The organism is Promicromonospora sp. NPDC057488 (assembly GCF_042802395.1).
Classification (GTDB): Bacteria; Actinomycetota; Actinomycetes; order Actinomycetales; family Cellulomonadaceae; genus Promicromonospora.
Genome location: NZ_JBHVEG010000183.1, coordinates 1 through 12,631, shown reverse-complemented (window position 1 = coordinate 12,631; position 12,631 = coordinate 1). Strand labels below are relative to the sequence as shown.

Genomic DNA, 12,631 nt, shown 5'->3' with positions numbered 1-12,631 from the left:
GTGGTCAGCAGCGAGCGCTGCTGACCACCCGGCCCCTCGTCGGTGCTCGATCCTCGCGGACGTCGGGCTCGGTCCTCGCGGACGTCGGGCTCGGTCCTCGCGGACGTCGGGCTCAGTCCTCTGCGTACCCGAGGTCGTCCGTCTCCTCGCCCTCCGCGGCGAGCGCGTCCTTGACCAGCTCGAAGGCCAGGCCGGGTGCGTAGCCCTTGCGCGCGAGGGAGCCGACGGCGCGGCGCACCCGCACCTCGCGGTCCAGGCTGCGCGTCCGGGTGACGAGCTTGGCGGCGAGCCTCGCGCCCGCGGCCCGCTCGTCGTCCGGGTCGAGCTGGTCCAGGGCCTCGACGGCGGTGTCCTCGTCGATGCCGCGCCGGCGCAGCTCCGCGGCTATGCCGCGGCGGGCCAGCCCGCGCTCGGCGTGCCGGGTGCGCACGATGGTCTCGGCGTAGGTCGCGTCGTCCACCAGGCCCACCTCGCCGAAGCGGTCGAGCACCTGGACGACGACGTCCTCCGGGTAGCCCTTGCGGGCCAGCGACTGCTCGAGCTCACGGCGGGACTTCTGCGCCGCCGTCAGGATCCGGAGGACGACCTCGCGGGTCTTCTCGACGGCGTCGTCCCGGCTGATCTCGCCGGCCTCCAGGCGCTCTGCCACGGTGCGCCGCGGTGCCCGTTCGCCGGTGGCGCGCCGCCCTCGGCCGCCGGGGCGGCGACCGTCGCGGGCGGCCTCACGGCCGTTCTCCCCGCCGCCCTCCTGGGCGGCCGGACGGCCCCGACGCTTCCCCACGCCGGGACCGTCCGATGGATCACCGTACTGCACGTCAGAACGGTGCCTTCTCGGCGGCTGCCTCCGCCTTGGCGGCGGTCTTGGCCACCGTCGCCTTCGTGGCGGTCTTCGCACGCGTCGTGGTCGACTTCGTGGCCTTGGCGGTGGTAGTCGTCCGCGAGGACGAGCTGGCCGCCGCGACGGTGCCCGTGGGCCCGTCACCCTCGGTCGCCGACGGGAGCGGGGCGCCCGCGGCCGGGTCCGCCGGGGCATCGACCTTCGGTCCGACGCCCAGCTTCTCCTTGACGCGCTTCTCGATGTCGTTGGCGAGGTCCGGGTTGTCGCGCAGGAAGGACCGCGCGTTCTCCTTGCCCTGGCCGAGCTGGTCACCCTCGTAGGTGAACCACGAGCCGGACTTGCGCACGAAGCCGTGCTCCACGCCCATGTCGATGAGCCCACCCTCGCGGGAGATGCCGTGGCCGTACAGGATGTCGAACTCCGCCTGCTTGAACGGCGGCGCCATCTTGTTCTTGACGACCTTGACGCGGGTGCGGTTACCGACCGCGTCCGTACCCTCCTTGAGGGTCTCGATGCGACGGATGTCGAGCCGGACCGACGCGTAGAACTTCAGCGCCTTTCCACCGGTGGTGGTCTCGGGCGAGCCGAAGAACACGCCGATCTTCTCGCGCAGCTGGTTGATGAAGATCGCGGTGGTGCCGGACGCGCTGAGCGCACCGGTGATCTTGCGCAGGGCCTGGGACATCAGGCGGGCCTGGAGACCCACGTGGCTGTCACCCATCTCGCCCTCGATCTCGGCCTTCGGCGTCAGGGCCGCGACGGAGTCGATGACGATGATGTCGAGCGCGCCGGAGCGGATCAGCATGTCCGTGATCTCCAGGGCCTGCTCACCGGTGTCCGGCTGCGAGACCAGGAGGGCGTCGGTGTCGACACCGAGCTTCTTGGCGTACTCCGGGTCGAGCGCGTGCTCGGCGTCGATGAACGCGGCGATGCCGCCCAGCCGCTGGGCGTTGGCCACGGCGTGCAGCGCGATGGTCGTCTTACCCGAGGACTCGGGGCCGTACACCTCGACGATGCGGCCACGGGGCAGACCCCCGATGCCGAGCGCGACGTCCAGGGCGATCGAACCGGTGGGGACCACCTCGATCGGCGCGCGGGTCTCTTCGCCGAGGCGCATGACCGAGCCCTTGCCGAAGTTACGGTCGATCTGTGCGAGGGCCGCCTCGAGGGCCTTTTCGCGGTCTGCTGGTGCGGGCATGTGCAACACCTTCGGTTTCAGGGCGCTGTGTGCGCCGACATGGATGGCTCTGTACGTCGTTGCCGACCGTACGCGGAGCCACTGACACGGACGCCTGCTCCGGCCGCCGCCTGTGGACGACGTTCCGGAATCCGTGCCTGTGGTCAAAGTCTAGCCGAACGCGTGTTCGAGGCAAGGCAGGACACACCGGTGTGTCACAGGACATCTCGGCGAGCCCCGCGCGGGCGGTCGGAAAGGAGGTGGCCGGCGCTCAGCGGCGCGGCGGCGGGGCCTGCCGGTACTTGTCGCTGCCCCACCGGTCGGCGTCCGGCACGTCCAGCGCGTCGCACAGCGCGTGCCACACGTCGCGCGGCTCGTCGCCGTCCTCCAGGGCCGCCGCCGGGGTCCGCCCGTCCAGCGTCGGGAGCACCTGCTCGCGCGCCAGGGCCCGCCCGTAGGCAGGACCGAAGACCTCGTCGACCAGCTGCCAGAAATCCCGTTCGCGCACCCGTCAACCCTACGACGCCGGGAGACCTCTCCCGGCCCGTGTCAGTGGTCGGGGACACAATGGGGACCATGCCCACGTCCGACGACCCGCTCTCCCGGTTCGGCCCGGCCACCCGCACGTGGTTCACGGGTGCGTTCGCGCAGCCCACCGCCGCCCAGGCCGGCGCGTGGGACGCCGTGGCGCGCGACCAGCACGCGCTCGTGGTGGCGCCGACCGGGTCGGGCAAGACGCTCGCGGCGTTCCTCTGGTCGATCGACCGCATCATGTCGGCGCCGCCGCCCGAGGACCGGGCGCACCGCTGCCGCGTGCTGTACGTGTCGCCGCTGAAGGCCCTGGCCGCGGACGTCCAGCGCAACCTGCGCTCCCCGCTGACGGGCATCCGGCAGGCAGCGGCCCGGGAGGGCATCGAGGTCCCCGACGTCACCGTCGGCATGCGCACGGGCGACACGCCCGCGAGCGAGCGGCGCGCGTTCGCCACGCGCCCGCCGGACATCCTGGTCACCACGCCGGAGTCCCTGTTCCTCATCCTCACGTCCTCGGCCCGCGCCGGGCTCGCGGGGGTCGAGACCGTGGTGCTCGACGAGATCCACGCCGTGGCGGGCACCAAGCGCGGCGCCCACCTGGCGCTGAGCCTGGAGCGGCTCGACGCCCTGCTCGACCGGCCCGCGCAGCGCATCGGACTGTCCGCCACGGTGCGCCCGGTCGAGGCCGTCTCGCGGTTCCTCGGCGGCGGCCGCACGGGCTCCGCCGCGCGCGAGGTCGTCGTCGTGCAGCCGCCGTCGCACAAGGAGTGGGCCATCGACGTGGTGGTCCCCGTGCCGGACCTCGCGGACCTGGGCAGCGCGCCCGGCCGCGGCGTCCCCGACCCGGGTGACCCCGGCGGCCGGGCCGCGGGCGACGACGAGATCGACCTCTCCGGCGAGGCGACCCAGCCCCTGCGCAAGGCCTCGGTCTGGCCGCACGTCGAGGAGCGCGTGGTCGACCTCGTGGCGGACCACACCTCGACCATCGTCTTCACCAACAACCGGCGCGGCGCCGAGCGGCTGACCGCCCGCATGAACGAGGTCTGGGCCCAGCGCCAGGGGCTGGAGATCGCCGACCCGGCCAGCACGTGGGCGGCGCTCGTGCCGGGCCAGTCGGGCACGGCCGCGGGGATCCCCCGGCCCGTGCCCGGGGAACGCGGCCTGCCCGAGGCGGTCCCCGGACAGCCGGCGGGCCCGGACGGGACCGGCCGGGCCGAGACCGTGCTCGCTCGTGCCCACCACGGATCCATGAGCCGCGCCGAGCGCACCCGCACCGAGACCGAGCTGAAGGAGGGCCGGCTGCCCGCAGTGGTCGCCACCTCCTCCCTGGAGCTCGGCATCGACATGGGCGCGGTGGACCTGGTGGTCCAGGTGGGCGCGCCGCCGTCCGTCGCGAGCGGGCTGCAGCGCATCGGCCGTGCCGGCCACCAGGTGGGCGCCGTGTCCAAGGGCGTGGTCTTCCCGATGTTCCGGGGCGACCTGGTGCCCGCCACGGTCATCGCGCAGCGCATGCGCGCGGGGGCCATCGAGCACATGCACGTCCCGGCCAACCCGCTGGACGTGCTGGCGCAGCAGGTGGTGGCCGCGCTCGCCGTCGACGACTGGGACGAGGCCGAGCTGCTCGCGCTGGTCCGCCGGGCCGCGCCGTTCGCGCACCTCGGCGACGCCACCTGGCGCGCGGTGCTCGACATGCTCGCCGGCCGCTACCCCAGCGAGGACTTCGCCGAGCTGCGGGCCCGCATCACCTGGGACCGCGCCACGGGCATGCTCCGCGGCCGCCCCGGCGCGCTGCGCCTGGCCGCCACGAGCGGCGGCACCATCCCCGACAAGGGCGCCTACGGCGTCTTCCTCGCCACGGACGCACCCGACGGCGGCACGCTCGCCGACAGCGTCGGCGGCTCGTCCGGCGCCGGCCGGGCCCGCGGCGGCAAGCGCGTGGGCGAGCTCGACGAGGAGATGGTCTACGAGTCCCGCGTGGGCGACACGTTCACGCTGGGGTCGAGCACCTGGCGCATCCAGGAGATCACCACCGACCGCGTGCTGGTCACCCCGGCGCCCGGCCTGCCCGGCCGCCTGCCCTTCTGGAAGGGTGACGCCCCGGGCCGCCCGGCGGAGCTCGGCAAGGCGGTGGGCGCGTTCGTCCGCGAGGCCGACGCCGCCCTGGCCGACGACGTCGACGCCGGTCGCAAGCACCTGCGCGAGGCCGGGCTCGACGACTGGGCGGCGGACAACCTCGCCGCCTACCTGACCGAGCAGCGGCTGGGTACGGGGCGCGTGCCGGACGACCGGACGGTCGTGGTCGAGCGGTTCCGCGACGAGCTGGGCGACTGGCGGGTGGTGATCCACTCGCCGCTCGGCGCGCGGGTGCACGCCCCGTGGGCCCTGGTGATCAGCGCCCGGCTCCGGGCCCGGTTCGGCCTGGACGTGGCCGCCATGCACTCGGACGACGGGATCGTGCTGCGGCTGCCCGACTCCGGCGGCGGCTGGGACGGCGACCCGTGGGACGTGGACGGGACCGGGACCGGGACCGACTACGGGACCGCCCTCGACGGCGAAGCGCACCCACAGCACACCCCGGGCCGCGTCACCCTCGAGGATCTGCTGCTCGACCCCGACGAGGTGCTCGGCGCCGTCCGCGACGAGCTGGGCTCGTCCGTCATGTTCGCCGCGCGGTTCCGCGAGGCGGCGGCGCGCGCCCTGCTGCTCCCCCGGCGTCGGCCGGACCGGCGGCAGCCGCTGTGGCAGCAGCGCCAGCGCTCGGCCCAGCTGCTGGAGGTCGCGAGCCAGTTCCCGGACTTCCCGATCGTGCTGGAGGCGGCCCGCGAGTGCCTCCAGGACGACTTCGACGTGGCGGCCCTGGCCGACCTCATGCGCGAGATCGGCTCCGGCGGGGTCCGGGTCGTCGAGGTCACCACCCCGACGCCGTCGCCGTTCGCGCAGTCGCTCCTGTTCGGCTACACGGCGCAGTTCCTGTACGACGGCGACGCGCCGCTGGCCGAGCGCCGGGCGGCCGCCCTGTCGCTCGACCCGGAGCTGCTCGCCGAGCTGCTCGGGGAGCAGGGCTCCGCCGACCTGGCCGACCTGCTCGACCCCGGCGCCGTGGAGCGCACCGAGGCCGAGCTCGCCGGGCTCGCCCCCGACCGGCAGGCCCGGGACGCCGAGGGCCTGTGGGACCTGCTGCGCCGCACCGGCCCGCACCCGCTGGACGCCCTGGAGGCGCGCACGCGCGAGGAGGCCCGGCACGCCGTCGCCCACTGGCTGGAGGAGCTGGAGACCACCCGCCGCGTGATCCGAGTCCGGTTCGCCGGCCAGGAGCAGTGGGCGGTCGCCGAGGACGCCGGCCGGCTGCGCGACGCGCTCGGCGTGGCCCTGCCGGTGGGCATCCCGGAGACCTTCACCGAGCTCGTCCCCGACCCGCTCGGCGACCTGTTGCGGCGGCACGCCCGCACGCACGGGCCGTTCGGCGCCGCCGCGCCCGCCCAGCGGTTCGGGCTGGGCGTCGCCGTGGTCGCGCACGGCCTGGCGCGGCTGGAGGCCGACGGCGCCCTCGCGCGCGGACGGCTGCGGCCCGGCGCGCTCGGCGGCACGGGCGACGAGTGGTGCGACCCTGGCGTGCTGCGCCTGCTGCGCCGCCGTTCGCTGGCCGTGCTGCGGGCCGAGGTCGAGCCCGTGGAGCAGGAGGCCCTCGGCGCCTTCCTGCCCCGCTGGCAGAACGTCTCCACGGGGCTGTTGCGCGGCGCCGACGGGCTGGTGCAGGCGATCGAGCAGCTCGCCGGCGCCGCGGTCCCGGCGTCGGCCCTGGAGACCCTGGTGCTGCCCGCCCGCGTGACCGACTACTCCCCCGCCCTGCTCGACGAGCTGACCGTCGCGGGCGAGGTGCTGTGGGCCGGGCACTCCCGGCTGCCCGGGTCGGGCGGCGGGGACGGCCTGGTCTCGCTGCACCTGGCCGACGGCGCCGCGCTCACCCTGCCCGCGCTCGAACCGGTCGAGGAGGAGAGCCCGCTCGACTCCGACCTGCACCGCGCGGTGCTCGACCTGCTGACCGGGTCGGGCGGCTTCTTCCTGCCCCGGGTCGCCGAGCTCACCTCCGCCGAGCCGGACGCCGTGCTCGAGGTGCTCTGGGACCTCGTCTGGGCCGGCCAGGTCACCAACGACGGGCTCGGCGCGCTCCGCGACCGGGTCAGCGGCGGCGGCGCCCACCGGGCACCCCGGACCGCCGCCCGGGCCAGGCCGGTGCGCCGGTCCCGGTTCGCCGTGTCCCCGGGCCGCCCCGCCTCGGCACTGCGGGCCGGCGCCTCGACCGTGGGCGGCAGCGGGCGCTGGGCCGCCCTGCCGCTGCGGGAGCCGGACCCCACGCTGCGCGCCCACGCCCTGACGCAGGTGCTGCTCGAACGGCACGGGGTGCTGACCCGGTCGGCCGCGGCCGCGGAGGGCGTCGGGGCGGGTTACCGCGACGTCTACCGCGTGCTGTCCGGCCTGGAGGAGCGCGGTGCGGTGCGCCGCGGGTACTTCGTGGAGCACCTCGGCGGGTCGCAGTTCGCCCTGCCCGGCGCCGTCGACCGCCTGCGCGTGGACGCGACGGACCGCTCCCGGATCGTCGAGGCGGAGCTGGAGGTCGCGGAGCGGACGGCGGCCGTGGCGACCGGCACGGGCGCGAACAGCACGAGCACCGCCGTCGTGCTCGCCGCCATGGACCCCGCCAACCCCTACGGGGCCGCCCTCGCGTGGCCGGCCGCCGGGTCGTCCGAGGCAGCCGCGCAGCCGACCGGGCAGCCGTCCGACACGGGCCCGGCCACGGACGACGGAACGCCCGGCGACCGGCACGTCTCCGCCCACCGGCCCGGCCGCAAGGCCGGCGCCGTCGTAGTGCTCACCCACGGCGACCTGGCCCTGTTCGTGGAGCGCGGCGGGCGCACGGTGCTGTCGTTCACGCAGCAGCCCGCGCGGCTCGCGGCGGCGGCCGCCGCCCTGGCCAGGACGGTCCGCGAGGGCCGGCTCGGCCGGCTGGTGGTCCAGCGGGTCGACGGCCTGCCCGCGCTGGAGGCCGCGCGCCACCACCCGGCGGCGCGGGCCCTCGTCGAGGCCGGTTTCGCGGTCACTCCACGTGGTCTGCGGATCTCGGTCCGCTGAGCGCCAGGGCCGGCCCGGGGCCGTCGAGGGCGCCCAGCGGGTCGAGCTGCCCGTCCGGTCCCTCGCGGTCGATGGTGGCCGCGAGCAGGAACAGGTAGCCGATCATGATGACGAAGCCCACGCGCTCGATGAGGCCGAAGGCGGCGATGCCCGAGTCGGCGAGGTAGACGAGCGACAGGTGGATCACGAGGAACAGCGCGACCGTGATCCCGAGGGCCCGGGCGGCCGACCGGAGGGAGCGCGGCAGCGACGAGCGGGGCCGGACGATCGAGCGCTCCAGGCTCAGCCCGACGACGGGGAGCACGCAGAACGCCGTGGCGGCGCTGACCCGGTGGATGACCGCCGACATCGACGCCTCCGTCCCCGGCGGGTCCGTGGGGAACGCTCCGACCAGCACCATCGCGATCGCGAAGACGATCATCGCGGCGGCGGGCACCGGGCCGACGGCCAGCCCCGTGCGGTACATCCGCACGGTGAGGATCAGCCCGAGCACGGCCAGGATCACTCCGCCCGCGAGGATCATCTCGCCGCCGCCGGGCACGAAGGCGTACCAGCTGATCGGGTCGAGCACCGGGTCGACGACGGACGCGCCGATGACGTGCGCGCCGATCATCGGCAGCAGTGCGGTGGCGCCGAACCAGCTCACGGTGCGGGTGCTGCGGGGGTCGGGGGACTCAATCGGCTGGTCCGGGTGTCTGCCCAGGTCAGCGCCTACTACGGTCATGGGACAAGAGTCCTGGAGCGGACGACGGAAAGCCATCGGGCTTACCCCCGGTCATGCCCTGAACCGCACTGGGGGCCATCCCTGACCGGCCCGCGGGGGCCAGGACCCCTGGAACGGGGCCAATCCGGATCACATGGGTGATATGCCGGTTGTGCCGCCTTCCCGAGCCGGGCGCACACTACGCTGAAACCCCACGACGAGGGGAGCGGCCGTGCCCGAGGGGGATGTCCTGCGTCTCACGGCCGAGCGGCTCACCGCGGCGCTGCGCGGCCTGCCGCTCGTCCGTGCGGAGCTGCGCTGGCCCAGCGCCGGGGCCGCGCACCTGACCGGCGCCACCGCGCTGGAGACCAGCGCGTACGGCAAGCACCTGCTCACCCGGCTCGACGACGGCCGGACCCTGCACACGCACCTGCGCATGGAGGGCACCTGGAAGGTGCACCGCACGGGCTCCCGGGACGCCTCGGCACGCCACCCCGCGATCCGCGCCGTGCTCGCCACGGACGCGTGGACCGCCACCGGCTGGCACCTCGGGATGCTCGACCTGCTGCGCACCCACGACGAGAGTCGCATCCTGAACGGCCTGGGCCCGGACGTGCTGGGCGACGACTTCCCCACCGCCGGGCTGGCCGACGGCGTGGCGCGGCTCGTGCGCGAGCCCGACCGGCCCCTGTGCGCCACGCTGCTGGACCAGCGCACGGTCGCAGGGATAGGCACGATCTGGATGGCGGAGTCCCTGTTCGCGCGGCGCCTGTGGCCGTGGCTGCCGGCGGGCTCCCTGCCGCAGGGCGAGCGTGCGGTCCTGCTGCGCACCGCACGGCGGCTCATGGAGCGCAGCGTCGCCGTCGGGCGGGCGCGCGGGATGGGCGCGGTCGAGATGCACGTGCACGGCCGCGCGGGCCGGCCGTGCCGCCGGTGCGGCACCCCGATCGCCGTCGGGACGGCCAACGAGAAGCCCTACGAGCGGCCCGTCTTCTGGTGCCCCACCTGCCAGGCACCGGGCCCGGAGTGAGACACGACGAGGGCGGAGCACCAGGTGCTCCGCCCTCGTCCTAAGGCGCTGCTCAGGGGCAGCTGCCAGGTCAGCCCACCGGCGCCAGGTCGGACTGCTCGACGTCCCGCCGCGCTGCGGTCCGCTCGCCTCCCCTGGCCAGCAGCCCGGCGACGAAGTCCGCCGGGATCGTGTCCGGAATCTGGAATCCTTCGGCAACCGCCACGCGGTCGCTCACCTCACGCAGCACCAAGGACAGTGGCACGTCGAGCGCTTCGCAGATCGAACCCAGAAGTTCGGACGACGCCTCCTTCTGCCCTCGCTCCACCTCGCTGAGGTAACCCAGCGACACTCGCGCCGCCGACGACACCTCGCGGAGGGTGCGCCCCTGACGCTGCCGCGTGTCTCGCAGCACGTCTCCGATTTCTCGCCGTAGTACGACCATCTCGCGCCCCCTTTCAGTGCCTGTCCCTGTCCTCACGCCCTGTCCTGGCTGGACCGGCCGTGCCTTGCGTGTGGTACGTCCCCCGGGTGCGGAGGTCGTTCTACCGTACCCCGCGCTCGAAGAGTTCTTGCGCCGGCCCCGAGTGGTCGGCTTGTTCGTGATCACACCGGGACCAACGCCGCTGGTATGAGCCTTGTTCCCGAAGTGTGCCCGCGTCAAGCCCTGTGCAAGATTAGGCCAAGAAGTTTCACTTGTCTGTAACTTCAGGGAGCGTAACTTGCTCCGCATCGCTTTTTTCACCCGGCAGCTCGCTGACGAGCACCGACGCCAGCTCGATGACGCCGCGGGCGGCGTCGCAGATGATCTGGGGCCGGTCGCCCGACAGGTCCAGGCGGTGCACCTCGGACACCAGCGGGGTGCTGACTGCGACGAAGACCACACCCGGCGCCTGACCGTCCTGCGGGTCCGGGCCGGCCACGCCGGTCGTGGCGAGGCCGACGTCGGCGCCCGTGGCCGTGCGCACGCCGGCCGCCATCTGGGCGGCCACCGCCTCGTCCACGGCCCCGCGCTCGGCGAGCAGGTCGGCGTCCACGCCCAGCAGCCCGGCCTTCAGGTCGGTGGCGTAGGCGACGATTCCGCCGCGCAGCACCTTGGACGCGCCCGGGACCGACACGAGCGTCGCCGTGACGAGCCCGCCCGTGAGCGACTCGGCCACGCCGATGGTCCACCCGCGGGCGGCGGCAGCCGCCAGCAGGCGCGGCGCCGTCATGACTGTGCTGCCCGGGCCCGCGCGTCCCGGCGGATCTTCCAGCCCTGGTAGACGTACTCGACGCCGGTCACGACGGTCACGACGAACGCGGCGAGCAGCACGACCCAGGCGATCACGGTGAGCCAGTCGAGGCCCTCGCGCGGCAGCAGGAACAGCGAGATCGCCACGCTCTGCAGCACCGTCTTGAGCTTGCCGCCGCGAGACGCGGGCATCACCTCGTACTTGACCATGCCCAGGCGCATGAAGGTGATGCCGAGCTCGCGCACCAGGATGATCACGGGGATCCACCAGGGCAGCTCGCCGAGCGGGATCCAGAGCAGGATCAGGGCGGCGCCCACGAGCAGCTTGTCCGCGATCGGGTCGAGCAGCTTGCCCAGGTCGGTGATGAGCCCCCGCGACCGGGCGAGGTAGCCGTCGACCTTGTCGGACACCGCCGCGACCACGAAGATCGCCGTGGCCACGAGCCGCCACGTCGTGTCGTCCCCGCCCTCGACGAGAAGTGCCCAGGCGAAGAACGGGACCATGGCGATGCGAATCATCGTGACGATGTTCGCAATGTTCCAGGGCGACGGAGCGTCGGTGACCATTGCCCAAGCCTAGCCGCGGATCATCCGCTCCCCGGACCGCACGGGGTCCCGCGGGCGGCTCCCGCGCCCTCGCCCCGCGCGTCCGCTCGCTGCCCCGCCAGGCCTGGAATAGCATCCGGAGGTGGCCAACGTCGGCGTCCTGCGGCTCGTCGTATCCGCGACCGTGACCTGCGCACTCGTCACCACGGCCGCGGGCTGCACGCTCCTTGCCGACCCGGGCTCGGCACCGGCGTCCACCGGCTCGGGCGCCCCGGGGACGACGTCGACCCCCGTGGTCTCGTCCGCGACGCCGACCCCCTCCCCGTCCCCCACCCCGCAGGACGTCGAGCTCACGCTGCTCGCCGGGGGCGACGTACTCACCCACACTCCCGTGAACGACTCCGCGACCGGGCCGGACGGCATCGACTACTCGCCGCTGCTGGCGGGCATCGACCCCTGGGTGGAACGCGCGGACCTGGCCCTGTGCCACCTGGAGGTGCCGGTCGCGCCGCCCGGCACGCAGCCGTCGGGCTACCCGGTGTTCCGCGCGCCCAAGGAGATCGTCCGTGACCTGGGCGAGCAGGGCTGGGACGGCTGCTCGACGGCGTCCAACCACTCGGCCGACTCGGGGTTCGACGGCATCGCGGCGACCCTCGACGCGCTGGACCACGCCGGGATGGGCCACGTCGGCACGGCCCGCGACGAGCGCGAGTCGCTCGAACCCCAGCTCTACCGGCTGCGCCGGGAGGGCCGGACCGTCACGATCGCGCACCTGGCCGCGGCCTACGGGCTGAACGGCCTGGAGCCGCCCGCCGGCCCCTGGTCGGTGGACCTCATCGACGCCCACCGGATCGCCGAGCAGGCCCGGGCGGCCCGGGCCGCGGGCGCGGACCTGGTCGTGGTGAGCCTGCACGACGGTACGGAGTACGTCACCGAGCCCACCGAGCACCAGCGGAAGACCGTCCGGGCGCTGGCCCGCTCCCGGCAGGTGGACCTGGTGATCGGGCACCACGCCCACGTGCCGCAGCCGCTGACGCGCCTGCGCGGCGGGCCGGGCGGCGACGGGATGTGGGTGGCCTACGGCCTCGGCAACCTCCTGTCCAACCAGGGCAAGGAGTGCTGCGTGGCGGCGTCCGCGGTCGGGCTGCTGCTGGTGGCGGACGTCGTCCAGCCGCCGGACGGCCCGGCCCGGGTCACGGACGCCCGCTGGGCCGCGACCACGGTCGACCGGGCCGCCGGGCACCGGCTGCGCGCCACGCGCGACGCCCTGGCGCACCCCGGGGAAGGCCGGCTCGGCACCGCCGAGCTCGAGCAGCGCCTGCGGATCGCGCGGAACGCGGCCGGGCGCGCCGCGGACGAGCAGCGTCAGCCGCCGAAGCGCCCCGCGGGCAAGGCGCCCGAGGTGGTCGAGCGCGACTGACCGGCCACGTGTCAGACGCTCAGGTCACCAGGGTGACCTGAGC

Annotated in this window: 10 protein-coding genes; 3 read left to right on the top strand and 7 right to left on the bottom strand. The window is 74.7% G+C overall.

What is annotated here, in order from left to right:
- Window positions 1-112: 112 nt before the first annotated feature.
- The 3 genes from ACFU5G_RS25390 to ACFU5G_RS25380 form a co-directional block, all read right to left on the bottom strand.
- Window positions 113-781 (bottom strand): regulatory protein RecX, encoded by a 669-nt coding sequence (locus ACFU5G_RS25390; RefSeq protein WP_377251100.1) that lies wholly within the window; start codon window positions 779-781, stop codon window positions 113-115.
- A 34-nt stretch (window positions 782-815) separates the two neighbouring features.
- The gene (gene recA, locus ACFU5G_RS25385; protein WP_377251098.1) at window positions 816-2,036 is read right to left on the bottom strand and encodes a recombinase RecA; all 1,221 of its coding nucleotides are present in this window, start codon (window positions 2,034-2,036) and stop codon (window positions 816-818) included.
- A gap of 250 nt (window positions 2,037-2,286) precedes the next feature.
- Entirely contained in the window at window positions 2,287-2,523 is a 237-nt protein-coding gene (locus ACFU5G_RS25380; RefSeq protein WP_377251096.1) for a DUF3046 domain-containing protein, read from the bottom strand.
- A gap of 59 nt (window positions 2,524-2,582) precedes the next feature.
- Between ACFU5G_RS25380 and ACFU5G_RS25375 the strand changes: the two genes are divergently transcribed.
- Entirely contained in the window at window positions 2,583-7,676 is a 5,094-nt protein-coding gene (locus tag ACFU5G_RS25375; protein ID WP_377251094.1) for a DEAD/DEAH box helicase, read from the top strand.
- On the opposite strand, the gene ACFU5G_RS25370 is transcribed toward ACFU5G_RS25375, so the two are convergent.
- Window positions 7,642-8,400 (bottom strand): DUF998 domain-containing protein, encoded by a 759-nt coding sequence (locus tag ACFU5G_RS25370; RefSeq protein ID WP_377251092.1) that lies wholly within the window; start codon window positions 8,398-8,400, stop codon window positions 7,642-7,644. The genes ACFU5G_RS25375 and ACFU5G_RS25370 overlap by 35 nt on opposite strands.
- A gap of 211 nt (window positions 8,401-8,611) precedes the next feature.
- Here ACFU5G_RS25370 and ACFU5G_RS25365 point away from each other — a divergent pair, with 211 nt between their 5' ends.
- Window positions 8,612-9,409 (top strand): DNA-formamidopyrimidine glycosylase family protein, encoded by a 798-nt coding sequence (locus ACFU5G_RS25365; RefSeq protein WP_377251090.1) that lies wholly within the window; start codon window positions 8,612-8,614, stop codon window positions 9,407-9,409.
- 70 nt (window positions 9,410-9,479) lie between these two features.
- On the opposite strand, the gene ACFU5G_RS25360 is transcribed toward ACFU5G_RS25365, so the two are convergent.
- The 3 genes from ACFU5G_RS25360 to pgsA all read right to left on the bottom strand — a co-directional run bounded on the left by ACFU5G_RS25360 (window position 9,480) and on the right by pgsA (window position 11,189).
- Window positions 9,480-9,833 carry a helix-turn-helix domain-containing protein gene (locus ACFU5G_RS25360; protein WP_020016783.1) on the bottom strand — a complete coding sequence of 118 codons (354 nt, stop codon included), beginning with the start codon at window positions 9,831-9,833 and terminating at the stop codon, window positions 9,480-9,482.
- Between the two features lie 247 nt (window positions 9,834-10,080).
- Window positions 10,081-10,602: a CinA family protein gene (locus tag ACFU5G_RS25355; RefSeq protein ID WP_377251088.1), complete on the bottom strand. Its 522-nt coding sequence runs from the start codon at window positions 10,600-10,602 to the stop codon at window positions 10,081-10,083.
- Window positions 10,599-11,189 (bottom strand): CDP-diacylglycerol--glycerol-3-phosphate 3-phosphatidyltransferase, encoded by a 591-nt coding sequence (gene pgsA / locus ACFU5G_RS25350; RefSeq protein WP_377251086.1) that lies wholly within the window; start codon window positions 11,187-11,189, stop codon window positions 10,599-10,601. Before pgsA ends, ACFU5G_RS25355 begins: the two co-directional genes overlap by 4 nt.
- 121 nt (window positions 11,190-11,310) lie before the next feature.
- Here pgsA and ACFU5G_RS25345 point away from each other — a divergent pair, with 121 nt between their 5' ends.
- The gene (locus ACFU5G_RS25345) at window positions 11,311-12,588 is read left to right on the top strand and encodes a CapA family protein (RefSeq protein WP_377251084.1); all 1,278 of its coding nucleotides are present in this window, start codon (window positions 11,311-11,313) and stop codon (window positions 12,586-12,588) included.
- Window positions 12,589-12,631 lie beyond the last annotated feature (43 nt).